Source organism: Aequorivita sp. IT1282 (assembly GCF_058068205.1).
In genome coordinates, this window is record NZ_JBYRHR010000004.1 from 237,458 (window position 1) to 257,703 (window position 20,246).

Below are 20,246 nucleotides of genomic sequence, written 5' to 3' on the forward strand. Positions count from 1 at the left end.
CCAATAACCACTCACAACAACTTTGATCTCCAAAACCACAATAGAAAACGTTTTTGAAACCGCCCGCGTAGAGGAGGTAATTGGTGATTTTGTTCAGCTAAAAAAATCTGGAACCAATTATAAAGGTCTCAGCCCATTTACCGATGAACGATCGCCGAGTTTTATGGTGAGTCCCGTTAAACAGATTTGGAAAGATTTTAGTAGCGGAAAAGGCGGAAATGTAGTTTCATTTTTAATGGAACACGAACATTTCACCTATCCAGAAGCCATAAAGTTTTTAGCTAAAAAGTATGGTATTGAAATAGAAGAAACCGAGCAAACTTCTGAAGATAAAGAACAGGCCAACGAACGCGAAAGCCTCTATTTAGTTAGTGAATTCGCGAAAAATTATTTCCACAGCACCTTATTAAAAACCGAAGAAGGCAAAGCCATTGGTCTTTCCTATTTCAAAGAAAGAGGTTTTACAGACGAAACCATTAAAAAGTTTGAACTGGGTTATTCGCCAGATTCTTGGGATGCTTTTACTAGCCACGCCATTAAAAAAGGCTACAAGCTAGAATTTCTTGAGAAAACGGGTCTTTCAATTGTAAAAGAAGAAAAGCAGTTTGACCGTTTTAAGGGAAGGGTAATGTTTCCGATTTTAAGTATGAGCGGTCGTACGTTAGGTTTCGGTGGGCGTATTTTAACTTCAGATAAAAAAGCAGCAAAATATTTAAACTCTCCCGAAAGCGATATTTACCACAAAAGTAAAGTGCTTTACGGAATTTTTAACGCCAAACAAAGCATCGCCAAAGAGGATAATTGCTATTTGGTGGAAGGATATACAGATGTTATCCAGTTTCACCAAACGGGTATTCACAACGTTGTTTCTTCTTCGGGAACGGCTTTAACTTCGGAACAGATTCGGCTAGTTAATCGCCTAACCAAAAACATTACCGTTCTTTTTGATGGTGACGCTGCGGGGCTTCGTGCTTCTCTTCGCGGGATAGATTTGATTTTGGAGCAAGGGATGAACGTGAAAATTTGCACCTTCCCAGAAGGGGAGGATCCAGATAGTTTTTCGCGTAAAAATTCTTTGGAAGAACTCACGCTCTATTTAGAAGAAAACGCCAAAGATTTTATCACTTTCAAAGCTTCTTTGTTAGCTACTGATGCAAAGAACGACCCGATTAAAAAAAGTGAAACCATCCACGATATGGTTAATAGCATCGCGAAAATACCCGATGTTATTCAGCGTGAAGTGTACATTAAGGAATGTTCGCGGATTATGGATATTTCGGAACAAGTGTTATTTAATACGCTAGCGCAGATTTTTCAGAAAGACAAAAAGGAAGCTGCCAAAAAAACCAATGTTCAGCAGGAACCATTTGAAGTTATTCCTGCGGAAAAAAAGTTTGAAAAAGTAGATGTTCAGCTTGAATTGGAGCAAAAAATAATTGAGCTGTTGCTGCTTTATGGAAATGTTGAGGAAGATTTTGAAGATTTAATACTTGAAGCAGATGACAAGGGCGAGATTTCACTTAAACCTGAAATTCACAAATCTCGGGTTTTTGAAAAGATATATCTCGATTTGCAGGATGATGAAATTGAGTTTACCAATCCTGAGTTCAAAGATTTATATTTTGAAGTAGTGAACAGGTTTAACCTAAATCCGGAAGCGAAAGCTGAAACTTTTATAAATGATTTGAAACCCGAACTAGCATCTGCCGTCACCCATATATTAATGGAAGAGGAGCGCTATGTGTTGCACGATTGGGAGCGGAAAGAAATTTATGTTAAGCAGAAGGAAAAGACGATTGCCCAAATTGTTAGTGAAACTATTCTAAATCTACGCCGTCACTTGGTTTCTCAAAAAATAAATGAATTGTCTGAATTGATGAAGGAGGGAAAGAATACCGACAATGATTCTGGCCTTCAGGAAATTGTAGATTATATAAGCCTTAAAAAAGTGCTTTCCAATAAACTTAATCGCGTGCTTTAAATTAATTATACTGAAACATTCTGGCTTGGTTAATTAATTCAGCCAAATTTGAGAGATTTAATTTTTTTAAGAGTCTTGTTTTGTAGGTGCTCACGGTTTTTTCATTGATTTCTAAGAGCGATGCAATGTCTTTATTGCGTTTGCCATTTGAAAGAAGGTTAAGCACTTCTATTTCTCTAGCTGAAAGTTTTTTGTATCTACCAATAATTGTGTTATCGTTTAACGAACAGTTATTGAAAGCTGCTGCCAGTTCGTCGTTTAAAAATACTCCGCCAACAGCAATGCGTCTAATAGCATTTAGGATAGTTTCAGAACTAGAGGTTTTAGGAATATAACCAGAGGCTCCCGATTTAATAGACCGCAGTGCATAAATTTCTTCGGGATGCGATGAAAAAACGGCAATTCGAGTTTTAGGAAATTCTTCGTGTAAGCTTCGCAATGTGCGAAACCCGTTGATTTCTGGAATGTTTAATTCTAAAATTAAAATATCTGGACGTACTCTTTCAATACATTGTGATAATTCAGATCCACGAGATACATTTCCCACTACAGAATATTCTTTTGTGCTTTCTAGCAAGACCGAAACACCGTCCCTAGTCATAGGATGATGGTCAGCGATTACAACTTTTTTCATCTTTGTATAATTTCATATTAACAAGCAGGGCAAGTTTCCTATGTAATATTAACAATACATTATGAGAGAATAAAACCTTTAGGGTAAGAAAAAGTAGCCTTTCGTTTAATGGCCAAATTATTCGGTAAATAACATTTTATTTCAATTCTTGAGGAATTTCGCAAACAGGAATTGGCACCATTTTATGCTGGTTGGCCCTGTTAAGTCTCGTGTAAATGGTTAAAACTTCCTTTTGTCTATCAGTGAAGTCATCATTTTGTTTGCCATTTGCTATTGTATTCATCGCCCATTCCAGTTCGTCGTAACTTGCACCCAGTTGGTCTTCATCAGATCTGCTATCGCCAAAAAGTCCATCGGTTGGAGCTGCTTTTATTATTGAATCGGGTATGTTTAATGCCTTTGCAATTTCGTATACTTCACTTTTCATTAAATCGGCAATCGGGCTTAAATCTACACCGCCATCGCCATATTTTGTGTAAAAGCCTACACCAAAATCTTCTATCTTATTTCCCGTACCTGCCACCAAATACCGGTGCAGTCCTGCAAAATAATACAATGTCGTCATTCGTAAACGCGCTCGGCTATTGGCTAAAGATAGATCAAGAAAACTATCATTAGCAGTTTGTGGTACTTCGGTTTTAAATTGTTCAAAAACGGAAGTTAGGTTAACTTCTGTGTTGGCTACATTCGCAAATTTTTTTTTCAATAACTTAATATGTTCACGTCCGCGGCTTACTTGGTTGGGCGCTTGGTGTATGGGCATTTCCACACAAAGCGTGCGCAGTCCAGTTTTAGCACATAGTGCAGAGGTTACTGCAGAATCTATTCCGCCGCTTATTCCTACTACAAAGCCGTCCATTTTTGCATTTACAGCATAGTTTTTTAGCCAGTTTACAATATAATCTATAACTTTTTCGGTATGCATTTTCCGTGTTTTTAATCTTTTATAATAATACCTTTGCATCGCAAAAGTAGTTAAAGATAAAATTAATAAAAAGGAAAGTCGTTAACCTACAATAAGATTATTTATATGATAAAATATTTTGTGTCGGTACTTTTTGTGGTTCTGCTTTTTTCGTGCAATTCCAAAAGTAAGGTTGAAAAGGAAATAGGAAAAATTCCTATGAATGTCGAAATTATCCGTTTCGACAAAGCGTTTGGGTCTACAACGCCGGATGAGTTACCGAAGTTGAAAGCAGAGTTTCCATCATTTTTTCCAGAACAATATAACGATAGTATTTGGGTTGAAAAGTTAACCGATACACTTCAAAAAGAATTGGAGAACGAGGTTCTAAAAGCGTTTCCAAATGAAGACACTTTGCAGGAAGTACTTGTTTCCCTGTTTCAACATATAAAATATTATTTTCCAGAATTTTCAACACCTGTAGTGGTTACCACAACATCTGATGTTGATTATAGAAACAAAGTAATTCTTGCCGATAGTATGCTAGTGATAGGATTGGACAATTATTTGGGAAGCCAGCATCGGTTTTATGAAGGGATAGATAAATATATTGCGAAGGAAATGAAGCCTAGTCAAATTGGTCCCGATGTTGCTGAAAGATATGCAAGGCAATATATTAAAGTACCTAATAGAAGATCATTTTTAGGACAAATTGTGTTCTTCGGAAAAGAACTTTATTTAAAAGAACTATGGCTTCCATATACGACGGATGCCGAAAAAATAGGTTATACCGAAGAAGAATTCCAATGGGCAGAGGAGAATGAGGAGTATATGTGGCGTTATTTTATAGAAAAGGAATTGTTGTACAGTACAGATCCAAAACTTGCTGCACGCTTTGTAAGCCCTGCGCCGTTTTCGAAATTTTATCTTGAAATAGATAACGAATCCCCAGGGATGTTAGGAAGATATTTAGGCTGGAAAATAGTGCGTGCCTACATGCAAAATAATAATATTGATGTTCAGCAATTAATGGCAACTGAAGCTGACGAAATATTTACAAATTCAAAATACAAACCAAAGAAATAATGGCAATAAAACATACTTCGGAAATAAGACTAAACGTTGGGCTAGACGAAAATAAAATCCCCGAAACAATTAAATGGACGGCAGAAGACGGAGGGATTTCAAATGAAGAAACTAAAGCTGTAATGCTTTCAGTTTGGGACAATAAAAAGCAAGAATCGCTACGTATAGACCTTTGGACAAAAGATATGCCGGTAGATGAAATGAAGATCTTTTTTCACCAAACATTGAGCGCCATGGCAGAAACATTTCAGCGTGCAACTAATGATGAAAAAATGAGCGCCACTATGCGCGATTTCTGCGATTATTTTGCTGAAAAGTTGGAGCTAAAGCGGGATTAAAGAGTTTAAAATTCTGAATCTATGACTGAAGCATTTAGCTCGTCAATATAATTTAGAACTTCATCTCTTCCAATAAAGTTACTAGCAGAGGTTACAAAATACGGAGGCATATCTTCCCAAGTTTCTAGCATCTTTTCAGTATATACTGCTATATTTCGTTCTAAAGCTAGTGGTTTTACTTTATCTGCTTTTGTGAAAATAATGTTGAAAGGAATTCCTGTTTCACCCATCCATTGTATAAATTCTAAATCTATAGGTTGGGGCTCAAGTCTGCAGTCAATCAACACAAAAGCGAGTACCATTTGTTCGCGCTTTTCGAAGTAATTGGTAATAAATTTCTGAAATGTTTTTTTACTACTTTTTGAAACACGGGCATAGCCGTAGCCAGGTAAATCTACTAAATACCAGTTTTTATTTATAATAAAATGATTGATAAGCTGCGTTTTCCCTGGTCTTCCAGAGGTTTTTGCCAAGCTTTTACGTTGCATCAACATATTGATAAGGGAAGATTTCCCAACGTTGCTTCGGCCAATAAAGGCGTATTCTGGTAAGCGGTCTTTCGGACATTTAGCAACTTCGCTGTTGCTCATTAAAAATTCCGCAGATTTAATATGCATTTTTTTGAATTATGAATTATAAGTTATTCGGGAAATTACTTTTTATAAAACCCTGAAACCGCTAAAGTCCTCGCTTAATTAGCCAAGCGTTAAGTAGTTCGTTAAACTCATCGGGATGCTCCATCATTGCAGCGTGGCCACATTTATCGATCCAATACAAGTCTGAATTTGGTAAAAGCTCATCAAATTCTACTGCTACTTCTGGAGGGGTTACATTGTCGTTTTTCCCCCAAATAATACAAGTTGGGGTATGCATTTTTGGCAAATCCTGCGCCATATTATGTCTAATTGCGCTCTTTGCAATTGCAAGTGTGCGTATCAATTTAGTTCTGTCGTTTACGGTTTCGTAAACATCGTCTACAATTTCTTTGGTGGCAACAGCAGGATCGTAAAATACATTTTCGGCTTTTTGTTTTATATACTCATAATCCCCACGTTTAGGGTAACTTTCGCCCATAGCGCTTTCGTAAAGCCCCGAACTACCGGTAATTATAAGTGCTTTTACTTTCTCTGGATACATTTTTGTGCAGAGCAGACCAATGTGTCCTCCCAATGAATTTCCCAAAAGTATCACTTCTTTATAGCCCAAATGGTCTATAAACTGCGCCACGTATTTTGCGAAATTTTTCACATTAGTGCGCAACAAAGTCATCTTGTAAATAGGCAATTCTGGAATAAGGATTTTATAGCCTTTAGGTGGAAAAAAATCAGCGACGCCATCAAAATTGCTTAATCCTCCCATTAGTCCGTGAAGGATAACAATCGGTGTGCCTTCACCAATTTCTGAATATGTAAATTTTCCTTCTCGCTTTAAGTTTATTGACATTCTTAGTTGGTGCAATTTAGAATCACAAAAGTAAGCAAAAAAATTTCATAGATTCTATATATGCGTTGCCTTTGTTTTTTGAAAGTCAGAATCTGGGTTATCTACAAAGTGGTAAAACTTATCAACAAAGTGGTAGATTGTGGTAAAAAGTGGTAAAAGTTCTATATATTTGAAACTATAATTTGCAAATAGGAAATTTCCACAATGCTCAATCTAATAGGTACATACGAATGTAAAGCAGACGTAAAAGGACGCGTCATGGTGCCTGTGCCGCTGAAAAAGCAGTTAGCAGTAGTGGCTCCTGAGGGCTTTATTATAAAACGTGCCGTTTTTCAGCCTTGTTTGGAAATTTATCCAATGAAAGAATGGGATGCCTTGATGTTAAAAATGGGCGAGTTAAATCGCTTCAACAGAAAAAACAACGACTTTATTAGAAGATTCACCGCAGGTGTAAAAACCGTTGAGCTCGATGCTACGGGGCGTTTGTTGATTCCTAAAGACCTGCTTTCTTTTGCGGGCATCAGTAAAGAAATCGTGCTTTCTTCTGCCATAAATATTATAGAAGTCTGGGATAAAGAGAAATATGAACAAGCTATTGATGATGCTGCAGATGATTTTGCAGATTTAGCTGAAGAGGTGATGGGAAACAAAAGCAACGAAGATGACGGAATATCATAATCCAGTTTTACTTAAAAGGACAGTTGAAGGCCTAGACATAAAACCAGATGGGGTTTATGTAGATGTTACTTTCGGTGGCGGCGGACATTCTCGTGAAATATTAAAACACTTGGGCCCAGACGGAAAACTCATTGCTTTTGATCAAGATAAAGATGCTTTGGCGAACGCGCTTGACGATCCAAGATTTTTGTTAATCAATCAGAATTTTCGATTTCTGAAACAATTTTTAAGATTTCACGGTCACAGAACTGTTGATGGCATTTTGGGGGATTTCGGCGTTTCCTCGCATCAATTTGATGTTGCAGAAAGAGGTTTCTCAACCCGTTTTGAGGCCGACTTGGATATGCGAATGAACCGCGACAGTAATTTTTCGGCATTTACCATTGTCAATAAATATGAAGAAGTGCAATTGCGAAATGTGCTTTCAAATTATGGTGAATTGCGAAATGCTGCTGCAATAGCACGTGTAATTGTAGAGGCCCGAGCAGAACAAAAAATAAAAACTAGCGAGCAGCTTAAAAAAGTGTTGAGCAGATTTTTGCCGGCATATAAAGAAAATAAAATTCTGGCGCAGATTTATCAGGCAATCAGAATTGAAGTTAATCAAGAGTTAGAGGCGTTAAGAGAATTTTTACTTCAAACAAACGAGGTTTTAAAACCAGGCGGAAGAATTAGTTTGATTAGCTATCATTCGCTGGAAGACAGGTTGGTGAAACGTTACATCCGCAGTGGGCTCTTTGAAGGCGAGCCGGAGAAGGATGTTTTTGGTAGAGTGGAAGTGCCTTTTAAAGCCGTGGGAAAATTCATAATTCCTACCAAAGAAGAAATTAAACTAAACAATCGAGCGCGAAGTGCCAAGCTTCGCATTGCAGAGAAAATATAATATGAAAGAAGGCTTTTATAACATAATCAAAGGGAAATTTTTGGTAAGTGATGATGCGCTAAAAAACTGGCGTTTCATCATTTTTCTTTCCGTTTTGGCTTTAGTTATGATTGGCAGTTCGCATAGCGCTGATAAAAAAGTGCACATAATTTCAAAATTGAATGCAAATGTAAAGGAGCTGAAAAGCGAATATGTGGATGTAAGAATGTTACTGATGCAGGCGCGTATGGAGAGCAAAATTATTGCAGCAATGGAGAGTCGGGGTTTACAACCTTCAACAAATCCACCAAAGCGAATTCGCATTATTGAAAAGAAAGATTAAGGATAAGAAAAAAACAATAAAGAAAATAGGCAACACGCATCTGAATACTGAAGACAAAGAATGGCTTACGAAGAAAAAAACATATTAAACCGTTTATACATCGTTGCTGGATGTATGTTCCTCTTTGCGCTGGCCATTAGCATTAAGTTGATGAACATTCAGTTTGTTGACGGCGAAAAATATCGCGCGCTTGCCAAAGAAAATACCACTAAAAACTTCGTAATTCCTGCAAACCGGGGCAATGTATATGCCGATGATGGCAGTCTATTGGCTACGTCGGTGCCAAAATACGATATCCGTTTTGATGCGGTTACAGTTACTTCGGATGATTTCAAAGAAAATTTATTGCCGCTTTCCGAAGGTCTTAGTGCCATGTTTGGGAAGCCTGTTTCTTATTATCAAAATATGTTCAGAAAAGCCCGTGCCGGTAAAAACAGGTATTTACTTGTAGCAAGAAATTTGGGTTATTCAGATTATATAAAAGTGAAAAATATGCCGCTTTTCCGCAAAGGACCTTATAAAGGAGGAATTATTGTGGAGCAGCGTACTGTTCGCGAACATCCCATTGGGAAAATTGCTCAGCGTACGGTAGGCGATGAAGCCTTTGATCGTCCTGGTTATTACGCAGTAGGATTAGAGGGTGCTTTCAACGATTTATTAACTGGTAAGGAAGGGCATCGTTTAAAGCAAAAAATAGCCCAAGGTCAATGGAAACCAGTTTCTGACGATAATGAAATTGAGCCGCAGGATGGTTTTGATATTGTATCAACTATAAATGTGAACATTCAAGATATTGCGCACCACGCTTTACTAAAGCAACTGGAGTATTATGAAGCTGAGCACGGAACGGTAATCGTTATGGAAGTTGCGACGGGCGAGATAAAAGCCGTTTCTAATTTGGGGCGCACCTCTGACGGTACTTATTACGAAAAACTTAATTACGCCATTGGTGAATCGCACGAACCTGGTTCAACTTTTAAAGTGATGGCATTGATGGCAGCTTTGGAAGATAAAGTGATTGACACCAGTAGTATTGTAGATACCGGAAATGGTAGAAAAATTTTCTACGGAAAACCAGTTAACGATTCGCACCGCGGTGGCTTTGGAAAAATTAGTGCTGCAAGGGCATTGGAAGTTTCTTCTAATATTGGTTTAGCTACAATTATTGACGAAGGTTATTCCAAAAACCCGATTAAATTCATTAATCGATTAAAAAGTTGGCACCTGAACGAAAAAACAGGTGTAGCAATCAAAGGCGAAGGACAGCCCATGATTCCTCAACCAGGCGATAAAAACTGGAGCAAGAATGCTTTACCTTCTTTGGCTTACGGTTATGGGTTAAAGCTTACTCCATTACAAACTTTAACCTTTTACAACGCTATTGCCAACAATGGAGTAATGGTGAAACCGCGTTTTATAAAGGAGGTACGTGCTTGGAATGAAAAGGTTACTACTTACGACACCAAGATTATAAATCCTAAGATTTGCTCTGATGAAACCTTGAACGAAATCATGGAAATAATGAAAAATACTGTGAAGCGCGGTACGGGTAAATCACTTTACTCGCCAGATTTTTCAATGGCAGGAAAAACAGGAACCGCCCAAACTGAATACTGGATGCCAGATTGGAAGAGCAATCGTCGCTATGTTTCATCTTTTGCAGGATTCTTTCCCGTAGAAAATCCAAAATACTCCTGTATAGTAATTATCCATAAACCAAGTATTAAAAAAGGGTTTTATGGAGCTGATGTTTCCGGACCAGTTTTTAAAAGAGTAGCGCAAAAAATATTCACCGAATCTCGAAATGTAGATAAGGTAGATGGAATAGAAAAGCCAGATCCAGCGATTGAGCAAGATTTCGAAAAATACTATACAAATCTGCAACAGTCTTCCAAAACCATCCCAAATGTAACTGGAATGGCAGGTATGGATGCAGTTTCATTATTAGAAAATCTAGGACTTAGAGTACAAGTTGTGGGTAATGGAACAGTTTCAACACAATCAATAAAATCTGGACAATTACTGAAAAAAGGACAACTAATAACCTTGAGTTTATCGTGATATTGTTAAAAGACATACTGTACAAAGTAACCATCGAAAGCGTCGTTGGTAATACCTCTGTGGCTATAAGCAATCTTGAATTTGATTCGAGAAATGTTTCGTTGAATGATGTGTTTATCGCAATAAAAGGAACTGTTTCTGACGGGCATCAATTCATTAAAAAATCCGCAGATCAAGGGGCATTAGCTATTATTTGCGAAACTTTACCCGAAAATATTGTAAACGGAATTACCTATGTGCAGGTTGCAGATTCGCATCGCGCTTTAGCGATAATGGCTGCCAATTATTACGGTAATCCTTCAGATGAATTAAAGCTTGTAGGTATAACTGGTACTAATGGAAAAACTACGGTTTCTTCACTTTTATACCAACTTTTCAAAAAAGCCGGAACTGAAGCTGGATTGCTTTCTACCGTAAAAATAATGGTGGGAGACACCGAATATAAAGCCACACACACCACGCCAGATTCTCTTACAATTAATAGATATCTGCGCGAAATGGTAGATGCTGGGGTTGAATTCTGCTTTATGGAAGTTAGTTCGCACGGCATTCATCAAAAACGTACGGAGGGCTTGCGTTTCACTGGTGGAATATTTACTAATCTTTCGCACGATCACTTAGATTATCACAAAGATTTTGCCGAGTACCGCGATGTGAAAAAGGCGTTTTTTGACAGTTTACCAAAAGCTGCTTTTGCATTGGTAAATGTGGATGACAAAAACGGCTTGGTGATGCTTCAAAATACAAAAGCGAAGAAATATACCTACGCCTTAAAAACGTACGCTGATTATAAGACGCAGGTTTTGGAAAGTCAGTTTACGGGTCAACTTCTTAAAATTAACAATCAAGATTTGTGGGTAAAATTAATTGGAGGTTTTAATGCTTACAATTTGCTTGCAATTTACGGTGCCGCTCAATTACTGGGGCTGGAGGAACTTGAAGTACTTCAAATCATGAGTACTTTAGAAAGTGTTGATGGCAGATTTCAGTATTTAATTTCTGATAAAAAAATAACCGCCATTGTTGATTATGCGCATACTCCTGACGCTTTAAAAAACGTCTTGGAAACCATTAATGAAATTCGCACCGGCAATGAAGAAGTAATTACCGTTGTGGGTTGTGGCGGCGATCGCGACGCTCAAAAACGCCCAATAATGGGTGGTATTGCAGCCTCTTTGAGTACGAAGGTAGTTTTTACAAGCGATAATCCCCGAACTGAAAATCCTGATAAAATTATTGAACAGGTTGAAGCGGGCGTGCCTGCAATTCATTATAAAAAAACAATTTCAATCACAAATAGAAAAGAAGCTATTAAGGCTGCCTGCCAAATGGCGCAGGAAAACGACATTATTTTAATTGCTGGAAAAGGTCATGAAACCTATCAGGAAATTAATGGCGAACGCTTCGATTTTGATGATTTTAAAATAGTAAGTCAAACACTAACCAACCTAAACAAGTAGCCAAATGCTTTTTTACCTATTTGAATATTTGGATAAAACATACGATATACCAGGCGCAGGCTTGTTCAATTTTATTTCCTTCCGTGCTATTTCGGCGATTATCCTTTCGTTATTTATTGCCTCGGTTTATGGTAAGAAAATAATTGAATACCTCCGAAAAAAACAGGTTGGGGAATCTATACGCGACCTCGGTTTGGAAGGTCAAAACGAAAAAGCTGGAACCCCAACAATGGGTGGAATTATTATTATTCTGGCCACACTTATACCGGTTTTGCTTTTCGCGAAACTTGAAAATATTTATGTAATCCTATTGATTGTAACTACTCTTTGGATGGGAACAATTGGTTTTATTGACGATTATATTAAAAAATTCAAAAACGATAAAAAAGGTCTGCCAGGAAAATTTAAAGTAATTGGGCAAATAGGTTTGGGACTTTTTGTGGGAATTACAATGTATCTGCATCCAGACATTGTAGTTGAAAGAACTGTTCAAAATCCTGAAGCGGAAACTCAAATAGCTCGAGTGATTGAAAAGGAATCTACAAGTACTTTTTATGTAAAGGATAAGGCAATGTTGACTACAATTCCTTTCGTAAAGGAGAATGAATTCAACTATTCCAATCTTATAAGTTGGGCTGGCGATAACTACCAAAGTTATGTGTGGCTTATTTTTATTCCTATTGTCATTTTCATTATTACAGCAGTTTCAAACGGTGCTAATCTTACCGATGGAATTGACGGACTCGCCGCGGGAACATCCGTGATTATTGCGCTTACACTTGCGTTTTTCGCTTGGGTTTCGGGTAACGTTATTTTCTCAGATTACTTAAACATTATGTATATCCCGAATACAGGCGAGATGACCATTTTTATCACGGCATTCGTCGGGGCACTAATTGGGTTTTTATGGTATAACGCCTTCCCGGCACAAGTATTTATGGGTGATACGGGTAGTTTAACTATTGGTGGTATTATAGCCGTAATAGCCATTGCAGTAAGAAAAGAATTGCTAATCCCCATTCTGTGCGGAATATTTTTAATGGAGAATCTGTCTGTGGTTTTACAAGTTACTTGGTTTAAATACACAAAGAAGAAATTTGGTGAAGGGCGACGTGTTTTCAGAATGGCGCCATTGCATCATCACTATCAAATAAAAGGATTTCACGAAAGCAAAATTGTAACCCGGTTTTTAATCGTGGGAATATTTTTAGCAATAATTACGCTTGTTACATTAAAAATTAGATAAGCTAATGGAACGACTGGTGATTCTTGGCGGCGGAGAGAGTGGAGTTGGAACTGCCCTTTTGGGTAAAAAGAAGGAGTTTGAAGTGTTTGCATCAGATTTCGGAAAAATAAAAGACAAGTACAAACAAGTTCTTATAAATAATGAGATTGAATGGGAAGAGGAAGGTCATTCCGATGAAAAAATCCTTTCTGCAGATATAGTGATGAAAAGCCCGGGAATTCCCGAAAAGGCGCCAATAATCAAAAAATTGCACGAGAAAGGAGTGAAGGTTATTTCTGAAATTGAATTCGCTTCAAAATATACAAAAGCGACAATTGTTGGAATAACTGGAAGTAACGGAAAAACTACCACTGCCAGCCTGACGCACAAAATATTGCAAGACGGCGGCTTAAATGTGGCTTTGGGTGGAAACATAGGAAAAAGTTTTGCCGAGCAAGTTGCTGAAGATAAGTATGAAAATTTCGTACTTGAGTTAAGCAGTTTTCAACTTGACGGCATCGAAAACTTTGCTCCGCACATCGCAGTTTTAACCAATTTAAGTCCAGATCATTTGGACAGATATGATTATAAATACGAAAATTATATCGCTTCAAAATTTCGGATAATAATGAATCAAACGTCGCAAGACTATTTTATTTATGATGCTGACGATGTGGAAATCATTAAATGGCTTACACAAAATCCTATAAAATCGCAACCGCTGCCTTTTTCAGTAAAAAAAGAATTGAAACAAGGCGCATTCAAAAGAAACAACGAATTAATAATAAAAATAAATAATACAGAATTTACTATGCCAATCGCAACAATAGGATTACAAGGGGAACACAATGTAAAGAACGCAATGGCTGCATCTACAGTAGCTACGCTATTGCGGATCAGAAAACAAACCATACGCGAGAGTCTTGAAGGATTTCAAGGTGTGGAACATAGATTAGAAAAAGTTTTGAAAATAAACAATGTGTTGTACATCAATGATTCTAAAGCCACGAATGTAAATGCTACATTTTATGCTTTGGATAGTATGGAAAATCCAACCGTGTGGATTGTTGGCGGAGTTGATAAGGGAAATAATTACAGTGAGTTGTTGCCTTTGGTAAACGAAAAAGTGAAAGCAATTATCTGCCTAGGCGTTGATAATCAAAAAATAGTTGATGCCTTCGGAAATGTTGTAGATACAATCGTTGAAGCAAATTCAATGGAAATGGCAGTAAAGATGGCTTACAAATTGGCTGAGCGAAATAATACAGTACTGCTTTCCCCGGCTTGTGCAAGTTTTGATTTATTTGAAAACTACGAAGATCGTGGCAGACAATTTAAAGATGCAATTAGAAATTTATAAGTTTTAAAGACAGTAGAATATAATTATTATCGTGAAAAACATTTTCCATTACATACAAGGTGATAAAGCAATTTGGGGAGTTGTGGGGCTTTTGGCGCTCTTTTCCTTTTTGCCGGTTTATAGCTCGAGCAGCAACCTTGCTTATCTATATGGCGATGGAAGTACTATGCCTTATTTGTTGCGGCACTTTTCGCATTTAGTATTAGGTTTTGGAATATTATATGGTGTTCATAAAATACCGTATCACTATTTTCGAGGGCTATCCATCATCGCGATGCCGGTGATTATTTTGTTGTTAATGGTTACAATGGCCGAAGGAACTACAATAGATGGCGCCAATGCAAGCCGATGGATACGTCTGCCTTTTGTGGGTATCACCTTTCAAACTTCTACCTTGGCGGGCGTGGTATTGATGACCTACGTGGCGCGATATCTTTCGCGAATAAAAGATAAAGAAGTTACTTTCAAAGAAACTATTTTACCGCTTTGGATACCGGTTTTCATTGTGCTCGCGCTAATACTTCCGGCTAACTTTTCAACCACCGCAATCTTTTTTGCAATGATAGTAGTACTGGTATTTGTGGGCGGTTACCCTTTAAAATATTTAGGAATAATCCTTGGCGCTGGTTTAATATTTCTGACACTTTTTGTACTTACGGCAAAGGCTTTCCCAGATGTGTTCCCAAACCGCGTGGATACTTGGATGAGCCGTGTTGAAAATTTTAGTGACGATAAAGATACTGAAGCAGATTACCAAATTGAAAAAGCGAAAATAGCCATCGCCTCTGGCGGAATTGCTGGTTTAGGACCCGGGAAAAGCGTTCAGAAAAACTTTTTACCACAGTCTTCTTCAGATTTTATTTATGCAATAATTGTAGAAGAATTTGGTTTGTTGGGCGGTATGTTTTTAATGGTGCTGTATCTGTTTTTATTATTTAGAATAGTAGTTGTAGCACATAAATCCACATCCATTTTTGGGAAGTTGCTCGTAATTGGAGTAGGCTTGCCAATTGTTTTTAGAGCAATGATAAATATGGCGGTTGCGGTGGAATTGTTCCCTGTAACGGGACAAAATTTACCGTTGATAAGTAGTGGTGGAACATCAATCTGGATGACGTGTTTGGCCTTAGGAATGATTTTAAGTGTTAGTGCAAAGCGCGAAGTTGTACCGAAAGAAGAAGCAGAGGAAAATCCATTAGACATTTTAAGTGAAACAATTTAGAAATACGAAATACAAAAAATAAAAAACTTTTGAAACCTAAAAAATTCATCATATCAGGCGGCGGAACCGGAGGGCATATTTACCCTGCAGTTGCTATTGCAAACGAGTTAAAAACCCGTTTCCCTGATGCTGAATTTTTATTTGTAGGTGCAAAGGATAGAATGGAGATGGAAAAAGTGCCACAAGCTGGTTACAAAATTAAAGGTTTTTGGATTTCTGGTTTGCAACGCAGTTTGTCTTTACAAAACCTCGCCTTTCCCTTAAAACTTGTTTCCAGTTTTCGAAAATCCTTGAAAATTTTAAAAGAATTTAAACCTGATGTTGCAATTGGAACTGGTGGTTTTGCAAGTGCTCCATTATTGCGAATGGCAGCCTTGCGAGGTGTTCCATGCCTAATACAAGAGCAGAACGGTCACGCTGGTATTACGAACAAATGGTTGAGCGGCAAGGTTCAGAAAATTTGTGTTGCTTACGAAGGAATGGATAAATTTTTTCCATCCGAAAAAATTAAACTTACAGGAAATCCAGTGCGACAAGATCTGCTGGATATTTCCACAAAAAAAGAAGAAGCAATGGCTTTCTTCAATTTAAAAAGTGATAAAAAAACGTTGTTGGTTTTGGGTGGAAGTTTGGGTGCACGACGGATAAACCAATTAATAGAAAAATCGCTTCCTTTCTTTGAAAAGCATAACCTTCAAGTTATTTGGCAATGCGGAAAATATTACGAAGAAACCTATAAAAACAAAGGCAGCAAAACGGTGCAAGTCCATACGTTTTTAAACAGAATGGATTTGGCATATGCCGCAGCAGATTTTATTATTTCGAGAGCTGGCGCCCTTTCGATTTCAGAGTTGTGTTTGGTTGGTAAGCCAGTTGTATTTATTCCTTCGCCAAATGTTGCTGAAGATCATCAAACTAAAAATGCGAAGGCGATTACAGAAAAAAATGCAGCCGTGTTAATTAAAGAAAGTGAACTGGATGCAACTTTTGAAAATGTGTTTTCAGAGTTAATAGCTTCGGAAGAAATGCAGAAAAAGCTATCAGCAAACATAAAGAAACTAGCGAAACCAGACGCTACGAAAGATATAGTTGAAGAGATTGAAAAATTATTGAGTAAAAGTTGAGAAGGTTTATGTATTTAAAAGTTTAGCAGACATTCGTCACTAAATTTTAAACTTCTAAACCCAAAACAAATTAAAAATGAATAACCTAAATAACATACAAACTTTTTACTTCGTCGGTATCGGCGGCATTGGGATGAGTGCGCTTGCACGATATTTCAAAATGCAGGGGAAGGCTGTTTTTGGGTACGATAAAACGCCGACTGACTTAACTGACGAATTGGTTGCCGAAGGAATTTCGGTGACTTTTATTGACGATATTTCTGAAATTCAAAGCGAAGTTATTTTAAAGGAAAATGTTTTGGTGGTTTATACTCCGGCAATTCCAAAAGGCAATAAGATTTTAAATTACTTCTTGTCCGAAGAGTTTTCAATTTTAAAAAGAGCGCAACTTTTAGGTGAAGTTTCAAAAAACACGCTTTGCTTAGCCGTTGCTGGAACGCACGGAAAAACCACAACTTCAGCAATATTAGGACATTTATTGGCGGAATGTAATATGCCTGTAACAGCCTTTTTGGGTGGGATTGCAGAAAATTACAATTCGAATTTTATATACAAAGGAAGCGAAATAACAGTTGTTGAAGCAGATGAATTTGACCGATCGTTTCTTCAGTTGCGACCAGATATTGCTTGCGTAACCTCAATGGATGCAGACCATTTAGATATTTATGGCGATGCTATTGAAATAGAAAATGCCTTTAGAACTTTTGCACAATTAGTGGAAAAAGAGGAAAATGTTTTCATAAAACAGCATCTTCCTTTGGATGGAATGACCGTTGCAGTTGGCGAAAGTGCAGATTATGAAGCACAAAATATTAGAATTGAAAACGGCGCATATTTATTCGACTTAAAAACTCCGACTGGAAGGATGAATAATTTAGTATTTCATCTTCCGGGTCATCATAATCTTACAAATGCCATTATGGCTTTGGGCATGGCAATTTTAGCAGGCTCCCCGACCGATTGTCTGCCCAAAGCGTTGGCATCTTTTAAAGGTGTAAAACGTCGTTTTTCGTATAAAATTAAAACTGAAGATTTGGTTTTGATAGACGATTACGCACATCACCCTACAGAACTTGACGCACTTTTTCAAGCGGTGGACGAAATGTACCCGAATGATCATAAACAGATTGTTTTTCAGCCGCATCTTTTTAGCAGAACGCGCGACTTTGCCGAGGGTTTTGCAAAAAGTTTATCACAATTTGATGAAGTGATATTGTTAGATATCTATCCTGCGAGGGAAGAGCCAATTGAAGGAATTACTTCGGAATGGCTTTTAGATCAAATTAATGCAACGCATAAAAGAGTGGTCTTTAAATCTGCTTTGCCAGAAGTTTTATTAAAGTCAAAATGCAGAGTGAAATTGTTGGTAGGTGCCGGAGACATTGGTGCCGAGGTGAATAAATTATCCAAAATATTAAAGAATGAAGCGTAGTCTCGAAATTATAAAATTTATAGTGTTGCTTGTGGTCATGGCGTTTCTTTTCAGCTTTACAAAAAAGCGAAATGATGCAAGAAAAATCACAAAACTAGAGATCGAATTTATAGATGAAAACAGCCCTTTTATAACCTTCGATACGGTTAATAAATTGTTGATACAAAATCATGCTAAGGTTACGAGCATAGGTAAAGAAACTTTAGTTTTGAAGAAGATGGAGCAAAGACTGCGGGAAAACCCTATGGTTCGTGATGCTCAAGTGTATGTAACGGTTGATGGTGCGTTGGGAGCGAAGATTGAGCAACGTAAACCAATAGGCAGAGTGTCTGCCTCGCCAGATTATTACTTAGATGCAGATGGAACAAAGATGCCGCTGTCCAAAGTTTACTCTGCAAGAGTGCCCATAATTACGGGAACTTCAAAAAATAATTTTAATGAAGTTACTCTTTTGCTGCTTAAAATTGAAGAAGATGAATTTATGAAGAGCAGTGTAGTGGGCATAAACCGAAAAGCGGATGGTACTGTAGAATTGGAGCTTCGAATGATGGATTTTAAAGTGCACTTCGGACAACCGGAAAATATAGAACAAAAGTTTCAAAACTTTAAAGCATTTTATAAAAAAACAAAACAAGACAGTACTCTAGTTGGGTACAAAATGGTAAATCTGAATTTTGAAAATCAGGTAATAGCCACAAAAAAGTAAGGCCATGGAAAACGATAATATTGCTGTAGGATTGGATATCGGAACTACCAAAATAGTTGCAATGATTGGTAGAAAAAACGATTATGGCAAAATGGAAGTTTTGGGTATTGGTAAAGCAAAAAGCCTTGGTGTACATCGCGGCGTTGTTAATAACATTACCCAGACTATACAGTCTATTCAGCAAGCAGTGCAAGATGCAGAGACTTCTTCTGGAATGAAAATCAAGGAAGTGGTTGTTGGTATTGCAGGCCAGCATATAAGAAGTCTGCAACACAGCGATTACATAACCCGTCCTAATGGCGAAGACGTAATTAAGGAAGAAGATATTGACAGACTTTGCAATCAAGTACACAAATTGGTTATGCTTCCCGGTGAAGAAATATTGCACGTTTTACCACAGGATTTTAAAGTAGACGGACAAGCGGAAATAAAGGAGCCAATTGGAATGTACGGCGCGCGTTTGGAAGCTAACTTCCACGTTGTTGTAGGGCAGGTTTCCTCTATCCGTAATGTTGGGAGATGTATAAAAAGTGCAGGATTAGAACTATCTGCAATCACTTTGGAGCCGTTGGCTTCTGCGAAGGCAGTTTTAAGTCAAGAGGAAAAGGAAGCTGGTGTAGCCCTAATTGATATAGGAGGCGGAACTACAGATTTGGCGATTTTTAAAGACGGAATTATTCGCCATACGGCAGTAATTCCTTTTGGCGGAAATGTTATTACCGAAGACATAAAAGAAGGCTGTTCTATTATCGAAAAGCAAGCTGAACTTCTGAAAATAAAATTTGGATCTGCTTGGCCTGGTGAAAACAAAGACAACGAAATAGTATCTATTCCAGGGTTACGCGGTAGAGAGCCAAAAGAAATAAGTTTAAAAAATCTCTCAAAAATTATCCACGCACGTGTTATCGAAATTATCGAGCAAGTGTATATGGAAATTAAAAATTACGGTCACGAAGATCCAAAAAAGAAACTAATTGCCGGAATCGTATTGACCGGTGGAGGCGCACAACTTCAGCATATTAAACAACTTGTTGAATACATAACAGGAATGGACACGCGAATTGGTTATCCCAATGAGCATTTAGCTGGCGATAGCGATGCTGAAACTACCAGCCCAATGTATGCAACCGCAGTAGGTCTGGTGCTTAACAGTTTGGAAAGCAAAGAAAAGTCATCATTAATGAAACGTTTTCCACATGAAGATGACGTTGAAGAAGAAAAGAAAGCAGGCACAACTGTAACGAAGGAAGAAAGCGAAGAAGACGAAGAAATAGAAGATGCCAAAGGACAAAAAACATCGAAACGGTTTTTTGATAAATGGGCAGAGAAATTCAAGGAATTTTTAGATAACGCTGAATAAAAAAGAATTCAGTGTTCAGTAACAGTA

The 20,246-nt window shown here is 37.6% G+C and carries 19 protein-coding genes; 15 read left to right on the forward strand and 4 right to left on the reverse strand.

From position 1 onward, the window contains the following. Nucleotides 1-22: 22 nt before the first annotated feature. Nucleotides 23-1,981: a DNA primase gene (dnaG, locus tag AC3RVG_RS10410; protein WP_489691403.1), complete on the forward strand. Its 1,959-nt coding sequence runs from the start codon at nt 23-25 to the stop codon at nt 1,979-1,981. 1 nt (nt 1,982) lies between these two features. Here dnaG and AC3RVG_RS10415 read toward each other — a convergent pair whose 3' ends face one another. Further along, a complete protein-coding gene (locus tag AC3RVG_RS10415; protein ID WP_489691404.1) occupies nt 1,983-2,615 on the reverse strand; it encodes a response regulator in 633 nt (210 codons plus the stop codon). 136 nt (nt 2,616-2,751) lie between these two features. After that, nucleotides 2,752-3,540 (reverse strand): NAD(+) synthase, encoded by a 789-nt coding sequence (gene nadE / locus AC3RVG_RS10420; RefSeq protein ID WP_489691405.1) that lies wholly within the window; start codon nt 3,538-3,540, stop codon nt 2,752-2,754. A 105-nt stretch (nt 3,541-3,645) separates the two neighbouring features. Here nadE and gldB point away from each other — a divergent pair, with 105 nt between their 5' ends. Together gldB and gldC are read left to right on the forward strand one after the other, a co-directional pair. Then, nucleotides 3,646-4,605, forward strand: a complete 960-nt coding sequence (gene gldB, locus AC3RVG_RS10425; protein ID WP_489691406.1) for a gliding motility lipoprotein GldB — start codon at nt 3,646-3,648, stop codon at nt 4,603-4,605. Continuing rightward, nucleotides 4,605-4,943: a gliding motility protein GldC gene (gldC, locus tag AC3RVG_RS10430; RefSeq protein ID WP_489691407.1), complete on the forward strand. Its 339-nt coding sequence runs from the start codon at nt 4,605-4,607 to the stop codon at nt 4,941-4,943. Before gldB ends, gldC begins: the two co-directional genes overlap by 1 nt. 5 nt (nt 4,944-4,948) lie before the next feature. On the opposite strand, the gene yihA is transcribed toward gldC, so the two are convergent. After that, nucleotides 4,949-5,560, reverse strand: a complete 612-nt coding sequence (yihA, locus tag AC3RVG_RS10435; RefSeq protein ID WP_489691408.1) for a ribosome biogenesis GTP-binding protein YihA/YsxC — start codon at nt 5,558-5,560, stop codon at nt 4,949-4,951. A 61-nt stretch (nt 5,561-5,621) separates the two neighbouring features. Continuing rightward, entirely contained in the window at nt 5,622-6,386 is a 765-nt protein-coding gene (locus AC3RVG_RS10440) for an alpha/beta fold hydrolase (RefSeq protein ID WP_489691409.1), read from the reverse strand. Between the two features lie 204 nt (nt 6,387-6,590). Between AC3RVG_RS10440 and mraZ the strand changes: the two genes are divergently transcribed. The 12 genes from mraZ to ftsA all read left to right on the forward strand — a co-directional run bounded on the left by mraZ (nt 6,591) and on the right by ftsA (nt 20,219). Continuing rightward, a complete protein-coding gene (mraZ, locus tag AC3RVG_RS10445; RefSeq protein ID WP_489691410.1) occupies nt 6,591-7,064 on the forward strand; it encodes a division/cell wall cluster transcriptional repressor MraZ in 474 nt (157 codons plus the stop codon). Continuing rightward, nucleotides 7,048-7,947, forward strand: a complete 900-nt coding sequence (gene rsmH, locus AC3RVG_RS10450; RefSeq protein ID WP_489691411.1) for a 16S rRNA (cytosine(1402)-N(4))-methyltransferase RsmH — start codon at nt 7,048-7,050, stop codon at nt 7,945-7,947. Before mraZ ends, rsmH begins: the two co-directional genes overlap by 17 nt. Nucleotide 7,948: 1 nt before the next feature. Then, complete coding sequence (locus AC3RVG_RS10455) at nt 7,949-8,269, forward strand: FtsL-like putative cell division protein (RefSeq protein ID WP_489691412.1); 321 nt, start codon at nt 7,949-7,951, stop codon at nt 8,267-8,269. A 60-nt stretch (nt 8,270-8,329) separates the two neighbouring features. After that, entirely contained in the window at nt 8,330-10,330 is a 2,001-nt protein-coding gene (locus AC3RVG_RS10460) for a penicillin-binding protein (RefSeq protein WP_489691413.1), read from the forward strand. Further along, nucleotides 10,327-11,790 carry a UDP-N-acetylmuramoyl-L-alanyl-D-glutamate--2,6-diaminopimelate ligase gene (locus tag AC3RVG_RS10465; protein WP_489691414.1) on the forward strand — a complete coding sequence of 488 codons (1,464 nt, stop codon included), beginning with the start codon at nt 10,327-10,329 and terminating at the stop codon, nt 11,788-11,790. The genes AC3RVG_RS10460 and AC3RVG_RS10465 overlap by 4 nt, the downstream gene beginning before the upstream one ends. 4 nt (nt 11,791-11,794) lie before the next feature. Continuing rightward, nucleotides 11,795-13,036 carry a phospho-N-acetylmuramoyl-pentapeptide-transferase gene (gene mraY, locus AC3RVG_RS10470; RefSeq protein WP_489691415.1) on the forward strand — a complete coding sequence of 414 codons (1,242 nt, stop codon included), beginning with the start codon at nt 11,795-11,797 and terminating at the stop codon, nt 13,034-13,036. Between the two features lie 4 nt (nt 13,037-13,040). Beyond that, nucleotides 13,041-14,375, forward strand: a complete 1,335-nt coding sequence (gene murD, locus AC3RVG_RS10475; protein ID WP_489691416.1) for a UDP-N-acetylmuramoyl-L-alanine--D-glutamate ligase — start codon at nt 13,041-13,043, stop codon at nt 14,373-14,375. A 31-nt stretch (nt 14,376-14,406) separates the two neighbouring features. After that, nucleotides 14,407-15,597, forward strand: a complete 1,191-nt coding sequence (locus tag AC3RVG_RS10480) for an FtsW/RodA/SpoVE family cell cycle protein (RefSeq protein ID WP_489691417.1) — start codon at nt 14,407-14,409, stop codon at nt 15,595-15,597. A 29-nt stretch (nt 15,598-15,626) separates the two neighbouring features. Further along, nucleotides 15,627-16,721 (forward strand): undecaprenyldiphospho-muramoylpentapeptide beta-N-acetylglucosaminyltransferase, encoded by a 1,095-nt coding sequence (gene murG, locus AC3RVG_RS10485; protein WP_489691418.1) that lies wholly within the window; start codon nt 15,627-15,629, stop codon nt 16,719-16,721. A gap of 76 nt (nt 16,722-16,797) precedes the next feature. Next, nucleotides 16,798-18,153: a UDP-N-acetylmuramate--L-alanine ligase gene (gene murC / locus AC3RVG_RS10490; protein WP_489691419.1), complete on the forward strand. Its 1,356-nt coding sequence runs from the start codon at nt 16,798-16,800 to the stop codon at nt 18,151-18,153. Then, nucleotides 18,143-18,859, forward strand: coding sequence for a cell division protein FtsQ/DivIB (locus AC3RVG_RS10495; protein WP_489691420.1), 717 nt, complete (start codon nt 18,143-18,145; stop codon nt 18,857-18,859). The genes murC and AC3RVG_RS10495 overlap by 11 nt, the downstream gene beginning before the upstream one ends. 4 nt (nt 18,860-18,863) lie before the next feature. Continuing rightward, a complete protein-coding gene (ftsA, locus tag AC3RVG_RS10500) occupies nt 18,864-20,219 on the forward strand; it encodes a cell division protein FtsA (RefSeq protein ID WP_489691421.1) in 1,356 nt (451 codons plus the stop codon). Nucleotides 20,220-20,246 lie beyond the last annotated feature (27 nt).

Bases quoted from the DNA above. Each gene is read 5' to 3' on its own strand.
- rsmH (WP_489691411.1), top strand. From the start codon at position 7,048: ATGACGGAATATCATAATCCAGTTTTACTTAAAAGGACAGTTGAAGGC.
- AC3RVG_RS10495 (WP_489691420.1), top strand. From the start codon at position 18,143: ATGAAGCGTAGTCTCGAAATTATAAAATTTATAGTGTTGCTTGTGGTC.
- AC3RVG_RS10440 (WP_489691409.1), bottom strand. From the start codon at position 6,386: ATGTCAATAAACTTAAAGCGAGAAGGAAAATTTACATATTCAGAAATT.
- gldC (WP_489691407.1), top strand. From the start codon at position 4,605: ATGGCAATAAAACATACTTCGGAAATAAGACTAAACGTTGGGCTAGAC.
- murC (WP_489691419.1), top strand. From the start codon at position 16,798: ATGAATAACCTAAATAACATACAAACTTTTTACTTCGTCGGTATCGGC.
- yihA (WP_489691408.1), bottom strand. From the start codon at position 5,560: ATGCATATTAAATCTGCGGAATTTTTAATGAGCAACAGCGAAGTTGCT.
- mraY (WP_489691415.1), top strand. From the start codon at position 11,795: ATGCTTTTTTACCTATTTGAATATTTGGATAAAACATACGATATACCA.
- gldB (WP_489691406.1), top strand. From the start codon at position 3,646: ATGATAAAATATTTTGTGTCGGTACTTTTTGTGGTTCTGCTTTTTTCG.
- murD (WP_489691416.1), top strand. From the start codon at position 13,041: ATGGAACGACTGGTGATTCTTGGCGGCGGAGAGAGTGGAGTTGGAACT.
- mraZ (WP_489691410.1), top strand. From the start codon at position 6,591: ATGCTCAATCTAATAGGTACATACGAATGTAAAGCAGACGTAAAAGGA.
- ftsA (WP_489691421.1), top strand. From the start codon at position 18,864: ATGGAAAACGATAATATTGCTGTAGGATTGGATATCGGAACTACCAAA.
- AC3RVG_RS10460 (WP_489691413.1), top strand. From the start codon at position 8,330: ATGGCTTACGAAGAAAAAAACATATTAAACCGTTTATACATCGTTGCT.
- AC3RVG_RS10455 (WP_489691412.1), top strand. From the start codon at position 7,949: ATGAAAGAAGGCTTTTATAACATAATCAAAGGGAAATTTTTGGTAAGT.
- nadE (WP_489691405.1), bottom strand. From the start codon at position 3,540: ATGCATACCGAAAAAGTTATAGATTATATTGTAAACTGGCTAAAAAAC.
- AC3RVG_RS10415 (WP_489691404.1), bottom strand. From the start codon at position 2,615: ATGAAAAAAGTTGTAATCGCTGACCATCATCCTATGACTAGGGACGGT.